17 protein-coding genes and 1 pseudogene are annotated in these 21,019 nt (G+C 38.0%); 15 read left to right on the forward strand and 3 right to left on the reverse strand.

Going from position 1 to position 21,019, the window contains the following annotated elements; all coding sequences use genetic code 11:
* Positions 1 to 104 precede the first annotated feature (104 nt).
* Genes LEP1GSC195_RS12805 through LEP1GSC195_RS12830 form a run of 6 tightly spaced genes read left to right on the forward strand, consistent with a single transcriptional unit; the run spans position 105 to position 9,726 of the window.
* On the forward strand, positions 105 to 1,349 hold the full coding sequence (locus tag LEP1GSC195_RS12805; protein WP_015682624.1) for an amidohydrolase family protein: 1,245 nt from the start codon (positions 105 to 107) through the stop codon (positions 1,347 to 1,349).
* Positions 1,339 to 3,423 (forward strand): sensor domain-containing protein, encoded by a 2,085-nt coding sequence (locus LEP1GSC195_RS12810; RefSeq protein WP_015680675.1) that lies wholly within the window; start codon positions 1,339 to 1,341, stop codon positions 3,421 to 3,423. Before LEP1GSC195_RS12805 ends, LEP1GSC195_RS12810 begins: the two co-directional genes overlap by 11 nt.
* 42 nt (positions 3,424 to 3,465) lie before the next feature.
* Positions 3,466 to 5,865 (forward strand): phenylalanine--tRNA ligase subunit beta, encoded by a 2,400-nt coding sequence (gene pheT / locus LEP1GSC195_RS12815; RefSeq protein ID WP_015681165.1) that lies wholly within the window; start codon positions 3,466 to 3,468, stop codon positions 5,863 to 5,865.
* Between the two features lie 47 nt (positions 5,866 to 5,912).
* A complete protein-coding gene (locus LEP1GSC195_RS12820; RefSeq protein ID WP_040506708.1) occupies positions 5,913 to 7,874 on the forward strand; it encodes a 7TM diverse intracellular signaling domain-containing protein in 1,962 nt (653 codons plus the stop codon).
* 26 nt (positions 7,875 to 7,900) lie between these two features.
* Positions 7,901 to 8,458, forward strand: a complete 558-nt coding sequence (locus LEP1GSC195_RS12825) for a gamma carbonic anhydrase family protein (RefSeq protein ID WP_408605941.1) — start codon at positions 7,901 to 7,903, stop codon at positions 8,456 to 8,458.
* Between the two features lie 44 nt (positions 8,459 to 8,502).
* Positions 8,503 to 9,726 carry an MFS transporter gene (locus LEP1GSC195_RS12830; RefSeq protein WP_015680705.1) on the forward strand — a complete coding sequence of 408 codons (1,224 nt, stop codon included), beginning with the start codon at positions 8,503 to 8,505 and terminating at the stop codon, positions 9,724 to 9,726.
* Here LEP1GSC195_RS12830 and LEP1GSC195_RS12835 read toward each other — a convergent pair.
* Positions 9,723 to 10,232 (reverse strand): acyl-CoA thioesterase, encoded by a 510-nt coding sequence (locus tag LEP1GSC195_RS12835; RefSeq protein WP_015682294.1) that lies wholly within the window; start codon positions 10,230 to 10,232, stop codon positions 9,723 to 9,725. The genes LEP1GSC195_RS12830 and LEP1GSC195_RS12835 overlap by 4 nt on opposite strands.
* 89 nt (positions 10,233 to 10,321) lie before the next feature.
* On the opposite strand from LEP1GSC195_RS12835, the gene LEP1GSC195_RS12840 reads away from it, so the two are divergent.
* Positions 10,322 to 12,214: a putative bifunctional diguanylate cyclase/phosphodiesterase gene (locus LEP1GSC195_RS12840; RefSeq protein ID WP_015682297.1), complete on the forward strand. Its 1,893-nt coding sequence runs from the start codon at positions 10,322 to 10,324 to the stop codon at positions 12,212 to 12,214.
* Between the two features lie 83 nt (positions 12,215 to 12,297).
* The gene (locus tag LEP1GSC195_RS12845) at positions 12,298 to 13,221 is read left to right on the forward strand and encodes a cation diffusion facilitator family transporter (protein ID WP_015681720.1); all 924 of its coding nucleotides are present in this window, start codon (positions 12,298 to 12,300) and stop codon (positions 13,219 to 13,221) included.
* 106 nt (positions 13,222 to 13,327) lie between these two features.
* Here the strand turns inward: LEP1GSC195_RS12845 and LEP1GSC195_RS12850 are convergent, their stop codons facing one another.
* On the reverse strand, positions 13,328 to 13,984 hold the full coding sequence (locus LEP1GSC195_RS12850) for a DAPG hydrolase family protein (RefSeq protein WP_015681506.1): 657 nt from the start codon (positions 13,982 to 13,984) through the stop codon (positions 13,328 to 13,330).
* Positions 13,985 to 14,112: 128 nt separating this feature from the next.
* On the opposite strand from LEP1GSC195_RS12850, the gene LEP1GSC195_RS12855 reads away from it, so the two are divergent.
* Complete coding sequence (locus LEP1GSC195_RS12855) at positions 14,113 to 14,769, forward strand: TetR/AcrR family transcriptional regulator (protein ID WP_015681018.1); 657 nt, start codon at positions 14,113 to 14,115, stop codon at positions 14,767 to 14,769.
* Between the two features lie 16 nt (positions 14,770 to 14,785).
* On the opposite strand, the gene LEP1GSC195_RS12860 is transcribed toward LEP1GSC195_RS12855, so the two are convergent.
* A complete protein-coding gene (locus tag LEP1GSC195_RS12860; protein WP_015682542.1) occupies positions 14,786 to 15,955 on the reverse strand; it encodes an MltA domain-containing protein in 1,170 nt (389 codons plus the stop codon).
* A gap of 209 nt (positions 15,956 to 16,164) precedes the next feature.
* On the opposite strand from LEP1GSC195_RS12860, the gene rpmH reads away from it, so the two are divergent.
* The 6 genes and pseudogenes from rpmH (at position 16,165) to mnmE (ending at position 20,976) form a co-directional block, all read left to right on the forward strand.
* Complete coding sequence (gene rpmH, locus LEP1GSC195_RS19560; RefSeq protein ID WP_002977245.1) at positions 16,165 to 16,326, forward strand: 50S ribosomal protein L34; 162 nt, start codon at positions 16,165 to 16,167, stop codon at positions 16,324 to 16,326.
* A 26-nt stretch (positions 16,327 to 16,352) separates the two neighbouring features.
* A pseudogene (locus LEP1GSC195_RS12870) lies at positions 16,353 to 16,658 on the forward strand (ribonuclease P protein component); the annotation flags it as partial.
* Entirely contained in the window at positions 16,655 to 16,882 is a 228-nt protein-coding gene (gene yidD / locus LEP1GSC195_RS19565) for a membrane protein insertion efficiency factor YidD (RefSeq protein ID WP_084597409.1), read from the forward strand. The pseudogene LEP1GSC195_RS12870 and the gene yidD, both read left to right, overlap by 4 nt.
* A gap of 3 nt (positions 16,883 to 16,885) precedes the next feature.
* Positions 16,886 to 18,838 (forward strand): membrane protein insertase YidC, encoded by a 1,953-nt coding sequence (yidC, locus tag LEP1GSC195_RS12875; protein ID WP_040506710.1) that lies wholly within the window; start codon positions 16,886 to 16,888, stop codon positions 18,836 to 18,838.
* Between the two features lie 28 nt (positions 18,839 to 18,866).
* On the forward strand, positions 18,867 to 19,598 hold the full coding sequence (gene jag, locus LEP1GSC195_RS12880) for an RNA-binding cell elongation regulator Jag/EloR (RefSeq protein WP_002972218.1): 732 nt from the start codon (positions 18,867 to 18,869) through the stop codon (positions 19,596 to 19,598).
* Positions 19,591 to 20,976 carry a tRNA uridine-5-carboxymethylaminomethyl(34) synthesis GTPase MnmE gene (gene mnmE, locus LEP1GSC195_RS12885; protein ID WP_015681855.1) on the forward strand — a complete coding sequence of 462 codons (1,386 nt, stop codon included), beginning with the start codon at positions 19,591 to 19,593 and terminating at the stop codon, positions 20,974 to 20,976. The genes jag and mnmE overlap by 8 nt, the downstream gene beginning before the upstream one ends.
* Positions 20,977 to 21,019: the final 43 nt, after the last annotated feature.

Consider the following 21,019-nt stretch of genomic DNA (forward strand, 5'->3'; position numbering starts at 1 on the left):
TTCTGAATGGATGAGGAAACAAGGTTCCAACCATTCTCAGATCTAAACTAAATTCCCTTGAAACTTTCCATGACTCTTAGAATCTGCAGATTCATAGGGGCAAAATGGAAAAAATTGCAGGGAAAATCGTCACACACGAAAGAGAATTTGAAGGAACGATTGAATTTGATCCCAGTTCTGGACTCATCACCAATGTAAAAGAAGGAATCGATCCCGATGCTCGTCAATTTTCCGATGGTTCGGTCATTTTTCCTGGTTTCGGAGACATTCACATCCATGCAAGAGAAGATGTGAGTGGAAAACATACCTATAAAGAAGATTTTATCTCTGCTGGTAATGCCGCCATCAACGGGGGAGTGATCCATGTTGCGGATATGCCAAACAATCCTGTTCCTCCGATTGATGACGAAACTTATGCCGCAAAACTTGCGCTCACCACAAAGGCTCCCATCCATATCACTTTGTATGCAGGTATTGGCCCTCACACTAAACCATTAGAAAAAAAAGTTCCCTATAAAGTATTTATGGGCCCATCCATCGGAGAATTGTTTTTTCATGACAATGCCTCTTTAGAAGAAGTCATCCAACACTATGTTGGCCAAGACATCAGTTTCCATTGTGAAGATCCGGAAATCTTAATTGCCAACCAATCCAAACCCACACATGAAGAAAGACGCCCGAAAGAAGCAGAAACCGTAGCCACTGACTTTGCTTTGTATTTGATTGAAAAATACAATCTAAAGGGAAAACTTTGCCACTATTCCACAAAGGATGGCCTTTCTAAAATCATTGCTGCTAAAAAACGAGGAGTGAATGTCACTTGTGAAGTCACACCCACCCATTTGATGTTTGATACCGATATGTTGACAGAAACCAATCATAAATGGTTTCAAATGAACCCACCGCTACGGGGAAAAGAAGACCGGGAAGCCATGGTCAAAGGAATTTTGGAAGGCCACATCGACTATTTAGCAACGGATCACGCCCCTCATTCCATAGAAGAAAAACAAAAAGGTACCAGTGGGATCTCACAACTAGATACTTATGGGTTATTTGTCACCTATATGATACTTAAACTAAACATTCCGAAGACTATCATAGCAAAAATATGTGCCAAAAACCCGGGTGAGTTTGTTTCTGCCTACTTACCAAAGAAATTTGGAAAAGGGGTTGGAGTTATTAATCAAGGTTATGCGGCGAATTTTTCTGTCCTAAATTTAAAAAAACCAGTTGAATTTCAAAAATCAATGGTTAAAAGTAAGTCCGGCTGGTCACCCTTCGAAGGATTCAGTTTCCCTGGATCCATCGAATCAGTCTACTTTTTAGGCAAAGAAATTCATGCAAAATGAGCCATTAGGCAGTAAAATTCTCTCTGGACTCACAGTTAAGTCACTCCTCGCAGAGTATCCGAATAGCTTTCAAGTGATGGATTGGGATGGAAATTTTGTTTCTGTTACCGAACGATTTGCTAGGTTTTTGGAATTTGAACCCAAAGAGATTATTGGCAAATCCATCGTTGATTTTACCCAAGAAGATGATAAAGAAAAAACAAAAGATACTTTCGTAAATCTTGGTGATAATCCGAATATTGTAAATTTTGAAAATAGACTCGTTACCAAAGCCAATGAAGAAGTATGGATCATTTGGTTACTGATCCCTTTACGTGAATCTAAAATCATCCTTGCTTTCGATCGCGATGTCACCATTCAAAAAGACATTTCCTTCGAATTCCTTTTGCAACAACAAAAGTACAAATCTATCTTTGACAACCTACCGATGGGTATTGCCATCACAGATGAAAAAGGAAAAATTGTAGAAACCAATAAAACTGCCCGAACCTATTTTAATATCCAAGACGGCGAACTTTTAAATCGAACCTTAAACATTCGAAAGTATACTCTCATCCAACCTAACGGAACAAAAATCTATCCACGAAACTCAAGCCTTATGCGTGCACTTCGTCACAAAGAAGTGATTCGTAATTTAGAAATTGGAATGATCAAGGAAGATAAAATCACTTGGTTTGATATTTTAGCAACACCGATCCCCATTGAAAACTTTGGATTGGCTGTTGCCTTTCTTGACATCACCCAAAGAAGGCATGCCGAAGAAAAAATTGCCTACATGGCTTTTTTTGACCAACTCACAAACTTACCCAACCGTAACTCTCTGATTGATAAACTCTTTCCTATTTTTGAAGAAGCAAGAAGGCATGGGAATCTGGTGGGAGTTCTTGCTATCGATTTGGATAATTTTAAAATCATCAATGATTCGAGAGGCCATGACTTTGGTGACAAAATCATCAAACTAGTTGCTTATAGAATCCGCGAAAGCATTCGAGTATATGATTTGATTAGTAGACAGGGCGGCGATGAATTTACCGTTGTATTGCCGGATTTATCGAATGAAAGAGATGCCGCTGTGATTTCTGAATCCATTTTAGATGCCATGACCCATCCTTTTGTCATCGATGGAGAAAGAATTTTTGTTAATATTTCTATTGGTATCGCCTTATACCCGACAGATGGAAAAGATTCCAATACACTTTTAAAAAATGCAGACAGTGCCTTGAACTTAGCTAAATCGCAAGGGAAAAACTGTTATGTATTTTTTACCGAAGAATTACAAACGGTAGTCGCTGAACGATTGGAAATCGAAAATCGAATGCGGATCGCCATCATCGAAAATCAATTCACTTTGATGTACCAACCCAAAATTGATCTTTATACTAGAAAACCTGTGGGTGTAGAAGCACTCATTCGTTGGCGCCACCCCGAACGTGGCCTTATTTCTCCCAATGTATTCATTCCTATCTCCGAAGAAACAGGTATGATTTTAGCCATCGGGGAATGGGTAATCAAATCAGCGATCCAGACTATGCGTATTTGGAAAGATGAAGGAATTAATGATGTTTCTATGGCGGTGAATATCTCCACCAAACAATTCAAACACGAAAAATTAATTTCCACCATTGCTGAAAATCTAAAGCTTTTTAAAGTGGATCCACATGACTTAGAAGTGGAACTCACAGAAAGTTCCGTCATGGAAAATGCGGACGCTGCTGTTCGTACCATGCAAGAAATTCGTAAACTCGGTGCTAAAATTGCGATTGATGATTTTGGAACCGGTTATAGCAGTTTGGGGTATTTGAAAAAACTCCCGATCTCTTCTTTAAAAATTGACCGTTCTTTTGTTTCAGAAATCACTTCAGACAAAGACTCCAAAACCATCATACACGCTGTTGCTAACTTGGCACATAACCTTGGTTTGAGTGTAGTTGCGGAAGGGGCGGAAACTGCAGAACAAGTGGAGTTACTTGCGGAAAGTGGAGTGGATCTCATTCAGGGATTTTTCTTCGCCAAACCGATGACTTCCGAGGATTGTCTTCATTTTCTGAAGACAGAACTTGGAATTTCGGATTGACCCGTTCGCTTTCCCACCGTTTTTATCAATTAAGGATTTCACTTGAAACTTTCAGTTGATTGGTTAAACGAATTTACCCCCCTCTCCCAGATTCCTTTTGAAAAGGTTCTGGACAAAATTAATACATCCATTTGCGAAATTGATGATGTGGAAGAATTCAAAGTCCACCTATCATCGGTTATCACTGTAAAAATCAAATCACTTGAAAAACATCCGAATGCGGAAAAGCTCCAAACCACTATTGCCAGTGATGGTTCCAAAGAATACCAGATTGTCACAGCTGCCACCAACGTAAAAGCCGGAGACATTGTGCCTTTGGCCCTTCCTGGAACCAAACTCGATGGTAAAGAAATTTTAGATTCGGAACTGCGTGGGGTTCGTTCCCAAGGGATGTACTGTTCCGAAAAAGAATTGGGACTAACTTTAGAATCTTCGGGAGTTTTGATTTTTCCCTCGGACACAGCGCTTGGAATTTCTGTTCGCAAACTATTTTTATGGGAAGATACCATTCTCACCATCGATAACAAATCGATCACTCATAGGCCAGATCTTTGGAATCATTTTGGATTTGCTCGCGAACTTGCAGCCCAACTCCTATTGCCTTTAAACAATTTTCCATTCCAAGCAGAAACAAAATTAGAATCAGGGAATGATGGCCTCTCCGTTACCAAATCAGAACATGCCCACTCCTATTATGTTTGTTCTATCCAAGATGTAAAAATTACTCCCTCCAATCCCAAAATCAAATCACGACTTGAAAAATGTGGGATCCGTTCTATTAACAATGTTGTGGATGTTTCCAATTACTTACTTCTAGAACTCGGACAACCCACTCATTTTTTTGATAGAGAAAGAATATCATCCACAACTTTCTCTGTTGTGAAATCTGCAGAAGGAACTTCCTTTCCTCTCCTCGATGACACGACACCAAAATTACAAAAAGACCTCCTTCTCATTCAAAATGGAAAAGATCCTGTAGCCCTAGCGGGCGTTATGGGAGGAAAAGATTCAGCCGTGATTGAATCCACAAAAAACATTGTGATGGAATCGGCTGTTTTCAAAAGAGAGGATGTTCGTTATACCATTCGTAAAACAAATATTCGTACAGAATCAGCAGTTCGTTATGAAAAAGGTTTAGATAGTTTCACTTCGTTGCCGGTAATTCGTCGTGCCGTCCAATTACTCAAAGAAAATGGAAATCCCAACATCAAGGTTTATGAACCACAAGGTTTCAACCATACAGAATCCAAATCTGTTACCATCAAAACGAATCTTAGTTTCCTTCGCCATAAATTAGGAAAAGATATTTCCCAAACGGAAGTGACAGAAATCTTAAACCGACTTGGGTTTACTGTCACAAACAAAGAAGAAGAACTTTCGGTTCTTGTTCCAAGGTACAGACAAAATTATGATGTGACGATTCCTGAAGATCTTGTGGAAGAAATTGGAAGGACTATCGGATACGCCTCCATCCAAACACAAGCACTTTCTATGGCAGTGGAAACACCCATTCGAAATCCACTCCGTGAGTTGGAACGAAGAATAAAAAACTTCCTCGCTTTGGAAGTGGGATTTAATGAAGTTTATAATTATTCTTTTGCTTCACCGACAGATGCCAAATTAGAATCATCACAAGAAAATTCCTCTTTAAAAATTGCAAACGAAATGCCCGACGAACATTCGTTACTACGAAACAGTTTGTTTCCTGGATTAATCAAACAAGCAAAAGTCAACCAAGACCGATTTGAAACTGTCAATCTTTTTGAGTTAGGAAGGACCTACCATAAAGAAGGAAAAGGTTCTGATTTGGCTGAGGAAAGACGTTGGCTCGCCATTCTTTCTCTTTCCAAAAATAAACCAAATGATTTGTCTGCGGTTGAATTGGAATTTCTTCATTTAAGAGAAACTATTTCAGAACTTTTTTTATACCTAAACCTTCCTAAGTTCGAATGGACCAAAACAACAAGAAACTACTTTCATCCCAATGCTGGACTTGTTTTAAATTATGATGGAATTGAAATTGTTGAGCTTGGAATTCTTCACACGCGTTATGCGGACGATTACGATTTAAAACGTCGCGCCATTCTCTCTAAAATCAATATGGAAAAGTTGGCGGATGTTTGGGAAAAACAGGGTAGAAACTCACATTTTATTCCTCCATCCAACTTTCCTCAAGGCCAACTCGATCTTTCCTTGTTAATGAACGAAAAAGATTCTACAGAATCCTTTGCAAGTTTAGTGCATACGATGAAGATTCCAGAGCTCGAATCTGTTTTTGTGCAGACCATCTTCAAAGGGGACTCTGTGGGCGAAGGAAAAAAATCTGTCACATATAGGTTTCAACTTATGTCCTATGACAAGACCTTTACCCAAGAAAGGTTCAAAGAACTTTCAGATTCACTCGTTGAAACGGCAAAGGCAAACGGATACAGCTTACGATAAATTTGCTTTGACAAATCCCGATTTTTATCGGGAAATCATCCGAGTTTATGCGGACGCTCCTAACAGTCATTTTGTCGGGTTTGGTATTGTCTTGTTCCCGATTGGAAATTCAGAAATCCATTACTGATGACAGTTTTGTTCCGCAAAAAATCGATTATGCGATCGCCGCAGGTATTGACGTTAATTTTCAAAAACTTCGGTGGACTCCTATTTTTAAAAATAACTTGAGTTTGGGTTTCCAATCAAACCACGTTTACCTTCGCATCAAAGCTACAAACCCAACCTCTGTTAATAAGCTGATCCTTGATCTAGGAAACCCCCATCTTGACATGGTTCGTGTTTATGAAGAGGGAAATCCAGAACCCATCAAAGAAGGTGGTGACTTTATTGCTCATTCTCACTGGGATGCTTTTTCCAAATCCATTGCCTTCGAACTGGATTGGAAAGAAAATGAAACCAAAACACTCATTTTGGAAACCAAATCGTCATCAAACGTTAGTTATTTGATTCGTTTTTACTCAAAGGAAACATTTTACCTAAAAGAAAATTTAGAGAACACCATCCTTGGCTTTTTTTATGGAACCATCTTCATCATGGTGATTTATAACTTATTCATTTATTTTATCTTAAAAGAAAAAGCATACATCTCCTATTCCATTTCTATTTTTTTTAATTTAATGCTACAAATGTATCTAAATGGAATTCTAAACCAAGTAATCACTTTAGATCATCCAGAAATTCACAATCGGATTGGGAGTATCATTGTGACTTGTTCTGCATTATCAGGTTGGACATTTGCCCAACAGACTTTGAATCTTCGAGAATTAAATCCTTGGTCATACAGACTCATCCAATCACTAAAAATAATTGTTTTATTTTATATTTTAATTCCCTATTCCTACTTACCCATCGACGTTGCTGTTCGTTTAGGAAATTTAATCGCCCAACTATTTGTAGTTTCTGTTCTTCTAGTTGCGATAGTCAATTACAGTACGGGAAACAAACAAGCAAGGTTGTTCCTCATTGGCTGGAGTACTTTGCTCTTTGGAATTTTAATGTACACTTTGATGCAAAATGGAATTTTGCCCGTGAATGTATTTACGATTTATGGAAACCAAATCGGATCTACCTTAGAAGCAGCAATCTTGTCGTTAGCACTTGCAAATAAAATCAATGAACTAAAAGAAGAAAAGGCCAAAACACAAGCAGAAGCCTTGGTCACTCTCGAAGAAAAAGTAAGAGAACGGACTAAGACTTTGGATGAATCCTTAAATCTGATTAAAAAGGATTTGAACGTTGCCAAAAAAATCCAAAAGACTTTGTTCTCGGATATCAAAACCAGTGATCCAAGAATACATTTCCATTCCTACTACCAATCTATGTCTGAAGTAGGCGGAGATTTCTATGACCTAACGCAAGTAAAGCCAGACTACTATCGTATTTTTGTTGCCGATGCTACTGGGCACGGAATCCAAGCAGCTCTTATCACTATGGCAATCAAAGCAGAATATGAATCATTAAAAGTAATTTATGACCATCCGGATGATTTGGTATTTCATATAAACCAAATCTTTATTAATAAATACAGCAATATCCAAACCATTTTTACATGTTCTGTTTGTGATATTGATTTAAAAAACAAATTACTTTTCTATGCTTCTGCAGGTCATCCCGACCAAATCCATCAGAGAATTCATGACATAAAACTACTTCCCAGAACAGGGAAAATCATTGGTCTTATGGATCATACCCAATACCGACTCATAGAACACCAAATTGAAGAAGGAGATCGTATCTTTTTGTTCACCGATGGAATTTTTGAACAGTTCAATGAAGAAAAAGAACTGTTTGGCGAAGATAGATTGTATGAAATATTAAAAGAGAACCTAAAGATGAGTTTAGATCATACAATGGCAAAAGTACTCAGTGAACTAGCTTCGTTTACCGAAGGGGATGTAAAACAAGACGACATTACATTTATCGGTTGCGAAATTCAAAGTCTAAGTTGATTTTGATATCCATGTCCTATTCCGAAATTCCAGTTTTTACAAAACCATTCATCCACCCTTCCGCTACCGCCTTCGGTATGATAGAATATGGAACTTCTGTTTCTCTTTGGCCAGGAGCTGTGGTTCGTGCCGATATGAACTCCATCAAATTAGGTAATTACGTTAACATCCAAGACAATTCCACTCTCCATACAGATAGCACAAGTCCTATATCCATCGGCGAATGGACATTAGTTGGTCATAATGTAATGATTCACGGCTGTAAAATTGGTAGAGGAGTTCTTGTAGGCATTGGTTCTATCGTTCTTGATAATGCTGAAATTGGCGATGGTTCACAAATTGCGGCAGGATGTATGATTCGAGGTGGTAAAAAAATTCCTCCTCGATCTCTTGTAGTCCCCGATGGATCTGATATTAAAATTTTTCCCGGAAAAGCAAAACCAGAACTAACAGTAGCGGGATGTATTGAATATGCTCACTTATCGGTTCGTTTTGAAAAAAACATCTTTGTTCCCTTTCAAAAAGAAGAAGAAGTTCATTTTGTAACTCAAGCAAAAGATATCATTACAAAGCTTGGGATCTAACATACCCAAATTCTTTTTTCTATTGTCTAAGTGATATCTCTCTTATGAAAAAAATTATAGATAAAATCCAAATCCTGGGAATTTTTTCCATTACCCAAACTGTATTCCAAATTGGAACAGTGCTGATCATGTCCGTTTCAGCCTTGGCAGGGCAAAACATCGCACCCTCTCCCGAATCAGCGTCCTTACCCATTTCCTTTGTCATTCTAGGAACCCTCCTTGGTTTGTTTCCTGCATCAAGAATGATGAAATGGAAAGGAAGTAAGTTTGGTTTACTCACTGGAACAGTGATTGGAATTTTCGGAGCTATTCTCGCATCCTATGCGATGTACGAGAGAAATTTTATTCTTTTTTCCATAGCACACTTGTTATATGGATTCCATCAATCCTTTATACAATACTTACGATTTGTGGCAATGGAATCGGTTCCCACACATGATAGGGCAAGTGCTTTGTCATGGATTTTGATAGCTGGAATTCCCGCAGCTTTCCTTGGTCCATTGGCAGGACTTCACGGGATCCAACTCATTCCTGATTCCTTGTACTTGGGATGTTATATCATCCTTATTTTAAGTTTGTCATTACAATTTGTTTTTGTTAGTTTTCTTCCCACACCTTCCAAACCAACAAACGAAAACCATACGAAAGATTTAGAATCTTCTCCCAGAGAAGCAGTAAGACCTCTTTCCTATCATGTTAAAAACTTTGGACTTTGGGTCTCTGTTTTGGCGACTGGTTTTAGTTTTGGACTGATGGCTATGCTTATGTCTGCCGTTCCTGTGGCGATGAAAACACATGGACACGCGATGCACGCCTCTACTACTGTTTTACAATGGCATGTACTCGGAATGTACATCCCTTCTTTTTTCTCAGGACAATTGGTACGAAAAATGACAGCTCCTTATCTCATTCTACTTGGAATTTTTGTGATGGGACTCGAAAGTTTTGCAGCCTTACAAGGAACAGGATTTTTACCATTCGCAGTGGCCCTCATTCTACTCGGAATTGGATGGAATTTTATGTATGTGGGAGGAACCAATCTACTTGTGGAACAATACCACCCTTCAGAAAAAAATACCATTCAAGCGATTAACGATACCATTGTTTACTCTATGGCAATCCTTTCAACATATAGCGCAGGTTATTTGGAAAATAAAATTGGTTGGCTTCGTTTAAATTTGGTAAGTATTCCTTTTCTCGTTTTGATTACAATTTTTATTATTGTTTATATCGAACGCAATCGAAGGAATTTAAAAGTTATTCATTAAATGATCTTTCTTCCGGCTTTGATTTTGGCAGAAAAATCTTTTGCCATTTCAATCCGGAGTTTCCCTTCTGCGTATCTTCTTTTTTCCAAGTCTGTTTCTAAACGTAAGGGAGGGACTGGACAAGGTTTTTTATTTTCATCCAAAGCAACAAACGAGAGATAGGCTGTGGTTGCGCGAACCATCTCACCGGTATAGGGATTCTCACGATTGACTTGAACTCCCACTTCCATGGAAGTGTTTCCCACATAATTGACCATTGCTTTTAAATTGACATGATCCCCAATTTGAATTGGTGTTATGAAATTAATTCGATCAATACTTACGGTTACAGCCTCATGACCGGAATGCCTTTGCGCAGACATTGCGGCGATCAAATCGATCCAACTCATGATGGCACCACCGAATGCTGTTCCGTAATGATTTGCATCATTGGGAAGTACAATATGCCTTGTTTCTACTGCAGATTCTTGGGGTGACTTAGCGGGTAAATCGTTAGGATTCGTCACAATGAGGATAACTTCCTCTTGACCAATCACGAAGGAAAGGCTTTTTTAAGGATTCTTGGGACCAGTTTCATTCGTCCAATAAAAAGCAAATGCTGAAAGATAAACATAAATATGTCTACTGGACGAAGTTCCGAAAGGACACAAGTCCTCTACTTCGCAGGTTTCTTTTGGCCGCCTCAGGTTTGTTTGTCGTTGCAGCATGCTTACATATTGTACCCCTTTTAACACACCAAGGGGAAGTTGATTATCTTTTTTTTACCGTAGACCTCAGCTTTGCTGCGATTCTTTTTTTAGAATTTCTCTTAAAAAACAAAGTACCATTAATCATTCGTGTTTTTAGTTTAATCTGTACAACTATATTTATCTCTGTATTGTCCTATATGAGAAGCGGCCTTTTGGGTAGTGCAGAAATTTCAATAGCATTTATGATTGTTTCTTTTTTTGTTTTTCTTCCGCCCATCTTAAGTTTAATTTCTTCGCTCCTTGTATCGTTACTTCCTGCATTATTTGGTGGACTCGTTTATTTTTCATGGATTCAATTCCCGAATTCATTAGGAATTAGAAATAATAATCCTAGAGAATGGATTTTTAATTCTATCAGTTTAATTCTATTTTCTGTTTTAACTGGTTTTTTAATCCAAAGACTACGATCAAAATTAATTAAAAATATAATTTATCTCAAAGAGTCGAGAAGCAAAATATTAAAATCTCAGAAACATATCGATAAACTAGCGTTTTATGATTCATTAACACATCTACCAAACAGACATCTTTTTGAAAAAATAATTCAAAATAGAATCAACTCAGGTGTATCAGAATCATTTCTACTTTTGATCAATCTAAAGGGACTCAAGGTAATCAATGCTTTACATGGAATCGGATTTGGGGACCAAATCCTTACCTTAACAGGATGTGTGCTTAAATTATTTACTGATGAAAAACCAGACATACTGGTTGCGAGTTTGGGTGGCGACGAATTTATACTCTGGATCGAAAACTCAAGCAAAACCAAAATCGAAGAGGCAATCGTTAAATTTGATCTCAACAATAACGAATTATTAACGCCAGAACGGCTAGGACATAGATTACAATATAGAGTTTCAGGAATCCAGTTTCCCCAAGATGCGAATCATCTAGATGAAATTATACGCAAACTTTCTATAGCGATGAATGTGGCAAGAGATGGAATTTTAACAAAATTGGTTTGGTTCCAAACAGGAATGGAGTCGAAGATTGAAAGAGAACAAAAATTAAAGAATTATTTGGAGAAGGCAATCAACGGAAACAACTTCAAGATAGCTTACCAAGAAAAAGTCGACATTACTTCTAAACAAACTGTGGGACTTGAGGCTCTCGCCAGGTGGAGTCTACCCGAATTCGGAGATATAACTCCCGATGAATTTATACCCATCATCACCAAATCTGAGTTAATTGTTCCGTTTGGAAAATGTATTTTTGAAAAAGTAATTTCTCATATTCCTCGTTTATTAGAATCTTTTGGAAAACAAATTCAAGTCTCTATCAATATTTCACCTATCTTCTTTTTATATCCAAATTTCAACGAGTACATCATTCGTTATCTATTAGATCACAAGATTGATCCAAAAATTTTAATATTCGAAATTACAGAAGATGTATTCTTAGATGAAATAGAAACCATCCAAGAAATTGTATCCGAACTCAGATCGAAAGGAATCTCTGTATCGTTGGATGATTTTGGAAAAGGTTACTCCTCCCTTCATTATATGCAAAAAATACAATTTGATGAATTAAAAATTGATAAATCTTTTTTAGATGACATTGCATGTTCTGATCGAAACTTTCTGCTTTTAGAATCCATTTGCCATTTAGCTGATTCATTAGGGCTCAAAACCATTGCAGAAGGTATTGAAAACGAAGAACAACTTCTCCGTCTCAAACAAACCTCTTGTCACGTTGTCCAAGGGTATCTATACTCAAGGCCACAGATTCTTTTTGATTGAATATAAGCAAATCTGCGAATCTACTTTATTTTCGACTCTTTCTTTAGTTGCAGGGAAAAAACTAATCTGAAATTATATCCTCTATGGGACAAGGTCATAATCATTCTAATCACGACCATCACTCGCACGATCACCACCACCATACCTCATCCTCGTCTAAAAACTTAGCATGGGCGTTCGCACTTAACTTAAGTTTTTCGCTCTTAGAGTTAGTAGGTGGAATTTTTTCCAATAGTATCGCCATTATTTCCGATGCCTTTCACGACTTTGGTGATGCATTGTCTCTTGCCCTTGTTTGGTATCTCCAAAAAGTTTCTACAAAACCGAAAGACAATTATTTTGATTATGGTTACAAACGATTCTCAATATTAGGTGCACTTATTATTTCTGTCATTCTTTCTGTTGGATCTATTTTTATGATCATTGAATCAATTAAAAGATTCATTACTCCAGAAGAAACCAAAGCTGATATTATGTTTGTATTGGCAATCGTTGGCGTTGTGGTCAATGGAGCCGCCATGATCCGATTGAATCATGGTAAATCATTAACAGAGAAAGCAGTTTTTCTACATTTTTTAGAGGATATACTTGGATGGGTCGCAGTTCTTATCGGAAGTATTGTTATGATGTATTTTACATTCCCTTGGTTTGATCCTTTGCTCTCGCTAGCAATTGCTTTATGGATCTTATGGAATGCCTATGGTAACATTAAACAGGTGATGGTAGTCATGTTACAGGCGGTTCCGGAATCTATCGATCGTAGAGATTTAATCGACAAATGGGAAAAAATCAAAGGGATTCACTCCGTACATGATATTAAAATCTGGAGTTTAGATGGTAATCATCATGTAGCCTCTTTACACGTACTGATAGATAAAACTGTAAAACTAAATGAGTTTCAAAAAGTAAAAGAGAGAATTCGAAAGGTTGCCCTAGATTTTGAAATCATCCATACAACCATCGAACTAGAAACAGACGCTGAAGCATGCAAACTACATTCAGAATAAATCTGTTTGAGTTTCTCCCTTTTTAGTGTCAATGTCTTACCATTCGTGAGGTACCTGTAAGAAGGAAGCCAAAAGAATTAGTTTATAACTATTGCCAGATTTTTTATCACCGTATATTCTCATTTTCTTTCCTATAGAGACCAGGTAAAAAACGTTCGAACTGACCCACCTCTTCGATGTTATGTTTGATCCAAGCCAATCCGTGTTTTTTGTCAAAGAACAAAAATTCAAATAGCGGTCGCATCAACTTAAAACTAAAACCTTTCCATCCCACAAGCAAACAATTCTCGTAACGGGTTCCGTGTGCGGTTTCTTTAAAACTATATTCCATTCTTGCAATAGGCAAAATCCCATTCAAACGAGGATTATGAATAAATCCATCCTCATCCAATTTTTCAATCGGACTCACTACATTCACTAAATAGCTTTTTTGCCTACCTAAGTATTCAACGATTCTAAGTTCAGCACCTGGCCCTACACTTCCATCCGGTTTTCTTTTTTCGTAACTTACATGAACATGGTCTTCGGGATGCCACACATGGTACCGATTATAAACACCTCCCTCATATTCTATATCCCCTTCCAAATGTTGAAACCACCAAACTAACATTCTAGGATGGATTCCCTTTAATGTATCATGTCGAATCCAATATTTGATTCGTCCATCTGGCAAAACCTCTCTTCCAGATTCTGCCGAATCCACAGACTTCCGATTCCAATGAATTTGTAACTTTGGCAAAAGTCCCAATTTAACCTTTTTCATACCAATCTCCCTAGTATAGTAAACGCTATACTTAAATATTTTCCATGTAAAGTGATTACTATACAAAAAATCAATCGAAAAATCTGACGGGAGGTAAAAAATGATTCAAAAGAGCCGAATGGATATTGATGAAACTGACCTTAAAACTACTACAAAACGAATTTAGCGCTTACGAAAATCCGCAATCGGAGAAAGAACAGGACATAGTCATGGCAGCGGAAGATGTTTTTGCAGAGTTTGGCTTTGCCGGTGCCACAACTGCGGAATTAGCCAAAAGGGCTGGTGTTACAGAACGTACGCTTTTTAAATATTTTCTTTCTAAGTTTGATTTATACAAAAGGATTTTGTCAGGTTTACTATTATCCACAATTGTTCCCGGTCATATGTCAGACCTAAAAGAAAGATTACAATCACTGAAACCAAACTTCAAGGACTGGTATATTTCCATACTCAAAGCACGATGGGAAGCGGTATCCAAAGAACCAAAAAAACTAAAACTTCTGCTCGGTGCTCTTCTTTTCTCCAAAGAATTCTCTGAAATTTTTGGAAATCTCTGGAAAACAAATTTATATGATACCTCGCTCGAGGCCATTCGTTACTTTCAGGAAATCGGAGAAATCAGAAAGGATTTAGATCCTAATCAAATCGTAAGAAATTCTTTTAGTTTAGGGGCAAGTTTACTCATTACTAAATTTGTTCTGGCCCCGAAATTGCCAATGGATCCAAAAGAAGAAGTCGAAACTCTTTTTGAAATTTTTTATCATGGAATTAAAAAGGACCAATAATCTTCGAATTTATTTTTTATTTTCTTTTCTCTTCTCTGTTTTTCTTTTTTGGAAGTAACAAGGTAACTTTTCCTTTAGTTAGCAAATTGTTGGCAAATTCTTCAATTCCTACTCCACTTCCTAAATAATAATCCAATCTGCCCTCACCTGAGATAGCATTTCCGCGGTCGTGAACAAACACCAAACGATCGTTTGTTTGCACATGACTCGACTCAAAAGATAGAAGGATAGGAAATCCTAAGGGAATTTGTTTGTCCATGGCAACGGAACGAAAGGGAACCAAGCGAATTCCAGCACTTCCCAATGGCCCAAGGTCCTCTTCCGTAATTTTATGTGTTTCTTTCTCAAAAAATATATATCTTGGGTTTTTAAAAATTGCTTCCGTCACTTCTTTCGGTTTTGTTTGGATACAATTGGATAAGTGGTATGGTTTTAAACTAGGACAGATTCCTTTCAGATAAACGGAAGGACTAATATAATTTTGACCATTGTCTGCTGCATAATTGATCCGAAAGGATTCGTTTGTTTCTGTTTGAACCAAAGCTGATCCTTCCAATTGTGCTAAATGCAAATCGGTCAAACGTAAAAATACAATTGGTTTTGAATATTTTTCCCAAATAGATTTTTCTTTCCATCGCTCTCGAAGAAAGTGAATAGGATTTTCTGAAGTTATATTATTTGGATTCGATACGGGTGGAGATAAAGCTGGATATTGATATTCACCTTCAGGTTTCGTTCTTCCATGAATTCGTACTTCATAATATCCTGTTATAGTTGGTGATCCCGCAGAAGGACTTAAGTCTTTTAGTTCAAATCGTTTTTTAAGTAGGCTCTCGTCTACCACCAAAGAAGATAAATCCATTATTTTTTTCAGTTCCAATAACGATTCCACCATCTCCGATTTTGAATACGTAACCTCACCCAAACGAATTTTTGTATTTGCTGGCATTCTTTCAAAATACCGAACGGACTCAGTGAGGGCCGTCTGAAAATTGCTGGCGTTCTGGGAATCGGAGAGAATCTGTTTCTGATCTTTGATTTGGGTTGGTTCAGAAAGAAGTGGTTTCCAACCAATAAAGAAGCAGAGAAGTAAAAATAAGGATAGGTTTTGGATCTGTCTCCATTTGAAATGACAGGGATTTTTGCCAATTGGAACCAAGAAAATATAGAAGGCTGTTTTCCTCATCTGGCGAAGCTCCCTAGAAAGCAAATCACCCAGGAACAGTTGCCCGAAAGGAAAGTCACTTACCTGAGCCAAAGTTTTTACCTTATGTCTCATAAGAAAGTCGCTGTCCAATCATTTTTCCCAATTCCCCTTGACTTCCATGAGGGTACCAAAAACCTTTCAAAAGACCTCATATTTTTGCGATCATATATAGATAAATTAGGTGTTTCATGAAACGTACGTACCAACCGAGTAATATTAAACGCGTGAGAACTCACGGATTCCGAACTAGAATGGCTACCCCAGGTGGAAGAAATGTGATAGCCTCCAGAAGAAGAAAAGGACGCGCTAAATTGACTGTTTCCGACGAAAAAATCGGGAGAAAGTTCTAATTTAGGAGCTTCCTTCGGAGACTCTTCACGACCCAACCAGAATCCAGGAACTCTTTCGTCAGAATCGTAAAATGGGCAGGCCACCGATGCGATGGCTTGTTCGAAAAAACGGCCTTCCTTTTGCCAGTTTTTTATTTTGTCCCGATAAAACTCACAAAACAGCCGTTGAACGCAACCGTTCGAAACGAATCCTGAGAGAACTGGTTCGGAAACATCTTCCTGCTTTTCCAATAGGATACGATTACGCTCTATTGGCGCAGGTAGGATTTGCGAAGTTATCTAAGGAAGACCGAGAGGTTTTTTTCCTTTCGGTTCTAAAACAATTCCCATGAATCGGCTGTTTTTGGTTCTTATTTACCTCTACAAAAAACTGCTGTCCCCCCTATTGCCTCCGGCTTGCCGATTTACCCCAAGTTGTTCTGAATACGCCAAAGAAGCCTTTGAGACCTACCCATGGTACAAAGCGTTTGTTCTGAGTGTTGTTCGAATTTCTAAATGCCACCCCTATCACGAAGGCGGGCATGACCCATTACCGAAATCCTTTAACAAGAGTTAACTTATGCAAAATGATTCCACTAACAGACAAAGTCGTTTATTCCTCGCGCTATTCTTAAGTTTAGCAGTATGGATGGGTATAAACTATTTCTTCTTTCCCCCACAAACACCAAAACCAAAAGTCGTAGACGAAGTTTCGAAAGAAAACTCAGACAAAGAGACAAAGGCAGGGAATCCTGCGGATCCAAAAGCAGAACTAAAAAAACCAACCACAGAAACCACTAAGTTAAATCCTGTAAAAACAGAAGATGTAAAAACGTTTTCTCTAAAAACAGATTCCTTCCTGGTACATTTTTCTAGTTTAGGTGGCCGAATCACTGAATACTATATCAAAGACCATAAAGAACCAGACGGTTCAGAATTTGCTATTGCGAAAGATCCTAAGTTTGAAATCGAATTTGATGGAAAAAAAGAAAAGGCTGTTGAACTCACTAGAGGACAAGGTTTTGATTTTAACATTATTGAAGATAAAGATACAGTTCCTTTTTCTGCTTACAACTTAGTAAACTTTAGCTCAAGTTACAATGCTGATACAAAAACTGTTATCTTCGAAGCACCTTCGTTAGATGGTAAATTTACAATCCAAAAGAAATTCCAGTTTTTCCCTTCTGAAAACTATTTTAAATTTCATTTAACTCTAAAAAACAGAACTAACGAAACCATCAATATTTCTCCATCTAAGTCGGATGTATATTTTAGATCGTTTAGTTCCCTTGGTCCAGTGCTTAAGAAAAAAGAAGACTTTAATGATAGGGACAATGCACACTACTTTCGTTATTACTATTTAGATGGAAGTTTTAAGGACCACGTAGACGGAACAAGCACTCAAGGATTTTTTGATAACCTATTCGGTTCCAATGAAGGAAAAGACACTCGTTACGAAATCAAAAAAGGTTCTAACGATAAAGTGGACTTTGTGGGAACCGGAAGCCGTTACTTCATTGGGGTCATCGATCCGTTAAATGATAACCCGGCGGGAGTCCTTCTCGATAACCGCAAAGGAAATGAAACGGGAGTTCTTCTTGTTTATGACAATTGGAAACTTGGTCCTGGTGAAGAAGTAAACTTGGATTATGCGGCTTATGTCGGAGTTCGTGAACTTGACGGAACCGCTTTTAGAGATAGTAAACTTGATCCAAAAATCAATAAAGACTCTGCGTTTGTTGGTCTCAGTGATTCACTCGACAAATCATTCAACCAAGGGATTACAACCCCACTTCGAAACGGAATTGTTTGGATCTTAAAAAAGATTTATTTGGTCATTCCTAACTACGGTTGGGCCATTGTTATTTTTGCCATCCTCTTCAAATTAGCATTCTATCCGCTGAACAAAAAACAAGCGGAGTCAATGAAGAAGATGCAAGAGTTATCTCCGCAAATCAAACTCATCAACGAAAAGTATGCAGATGATCCAAAACTCAAACAAGAAAAAACCGTTGAGTTGTACAAAAAGAACGGAACAAACCCAATGGCGGGTTGCCTTCCGATGCTCATCCAAATTCCTATCTTTATCGCGCTTTATACTGCGTTTTCTGATACAGTGGATCTTTGGAACTCTCCATTCCTTTGGATCAAAGATTTAAGTGAACCAGACACGGTTTATACAACTCCCAAGTTAGCTTTTATTGGAGCTCTTGCTATCAACATCTTACCACTGATCATGGTAGCAACTCAAGTAGTTCAGTCTCGCATGACAACAGTGTCTACAGACCCGAACCAAAAGATGATGATGTATATGATGCCTGTTATCATGTTATACTTCTTCTGGTCAATGCCTGCCGGTGTGACCATGTATTGGACAATGCAAAACATCTTATCCATTGCCCAACAAGTGTATACAAACAAGTTTGGAAAATCAGAAGACAAAAAACCAAAAAATAATGGGCCCGAACCAGCAAACAACGCATCTGCGGTAGCCCGACCTGGATTTAGAAACCAGAACAAAAAGAAAAAATGAAATCATTGTTTAACAAGGAAGATCACAGATGAATAATTACATTTTCGAAGCCGAAGGAAAAACTAAAAGTGAGGCGGAAGAATATTCTTTAGAAACTCTTCGTCTCCAACCAGGCGATTTACGATTCGAAGTAGTTGATTCCGGAAAATCCGGATTTTTGGGAATCACACAAAAAAAACCAGCCGTTGTACGCGCGTTTGTTGCTAACAACGATATCCCATCCGAAAAAATCATCCACGGAGTTATCATTACCATTTTGAAAAAAATGGGAATTCCTGCGGAAGTAGTAGGAATGGGTGATGTAGATGGAAAAATCTATGTCGAACTTACAAGTAAAGAATCTGGACTCATCATTGGAAAAAGAGGGGGCACTTTAGATTCACTTCAATTCCTTCTCAATCTGATGGTAGACCCAAGAATTCGCCACAACAGAAAAATTGTTTTGGATATTGAATCTTACCGCGACAAACGCGAGTTATCTCTCATTCGATTGGCAAAATCTGTCGCTGCCTCGGTCATCAAATCAGGAAGATCCAAACTTTTAGATCCAATGAATCCTTTTGAACGAAGAATTGTTCACATGGCAATCCAAGAGGACGAAAGAGTATTCACAAGATCGGAAGGAAATGGAACTTTCAAAAGAGTTCGAGTTATCTCTGCAAAAGAAAAACATAAATACAAAGATTTGGAAGATCCTTCTAAAAAAGGCCTTCCTGTAGAAGACTTTGCAGACGGAGTAGACCAAGAAGATCTTGATTGATACCATTGCGGCATTGTCCACTGCCTCAGGTCCCGGAGCGATTGGCATCCTTCGGGTATCGGGCTCTGCCGTATTGCCCATTGCCCTCTCCGTTCTTCAAAAGAACGGATCTCCTCTCACCGAAGAATTTATTCAAAACCAAAGGCGAACTGCTATTTTCTGCGATTTCGTAGATACGGAACACCCTCTAGACCAAATTGTATTTTTCTATTTTCCATCACCTAACTCTTACACAGGTGAAGACTTAGCAGAGTTCCACTTACATGGGAACCCCATCCTACTCAAACGTGGTTTACAAATTCTTTTTGAGAAGGGAGCGCGCCCAGCCCAGAAGGGTGAGTTTACCAAAAGGGCCTATCTGAATGGAAAAATCAATCTGTCTGGTGCAGAAGCCATCGGTCGACTCATCGAAGCACGATCTCGATATGAATTGGAATTGGCTCAAAAAAATGTCTTTGGTGAAATTACAAAATTAAGTTCCAAAATTAGAAGTGATTTGATTTCACTCAAAGCGGAATGCGAAGCTGAAATTGATTTTTCTACAGAAGACCTTACCTTTGAAAGTTTGGAAGAAAGAAAAAATCGGATGATCTCACTCAAGAATCTTTGTTCCAAATTGATCCAAGATTCGGAACGGGCCGAAACTCTCATTTTACAATCAACTGTTGTTTTGTTTGGAGAACCTAACACGGGGAAATCGAGTTTAATGAATTTACTTATTGGAAAGGACCGTTCGATTATCTCTGACATTCCCGGTACGACTAGGGATTATATAGCCGAAGAATTAAGTTTGGATGGAATCCCCATTCGACTTGTGGACACGGCCGGGATCCGAGAAACATCAGATAACATTGAACAGATGGGAATAGAACGAAGCAAACGAGAAGCCGACAGTGCCAATGTAAAATTACTTCTGATTGATACCTCCCAACCATTCGACAAAAGTTCGTTTTTAACAAAACACAAAGAAAGACTCCATGGTTCCATCCTTGTAGCCAATAAAATTGATGAAAAACAAAATGATTGGAATTCAAATCAATTGGACGACCTACAAAAAGAATTTGAGTTAGAGATTACGGAAATCTCTTGTAAAACAAAAGTGGGAATTCCTCATTTATTAGAACTTTTAAAAACAAAACTCACATCTCAAGATAGTGCGGAAGATGTAGTTTTATTAGAAGATAGACAAAGGTATCACATTCAAAAAATTGAATCTAGTTTATCAGAAGCCATTCATCTTATGGAAGATGGTGCCCCAGCAGAAATTTATATCCAAGAAATCAATTCTTCCCTGAAGGAAATTGGTGAAGTCAACGGTCATGTTGATAACGAAGAAATCCTAGGCAGAATTTTTAGTAAATTCTGTGTGGGTAAATAATTCACAAAAATCACAAAATTTACGATTGTCTAATCGTCCAAAT

Origin of the sequence: Leptospira wolbachii serovar Codice str. CDC, from assembly GCF_000332515.2 — a bacterium.
Classification (GTDB): Bacteria; Spirochaetota; Leptospiria; order Leptospirales; family Leptospiraceae; genus Leptospira_A; species Leptospira_A wolbachii.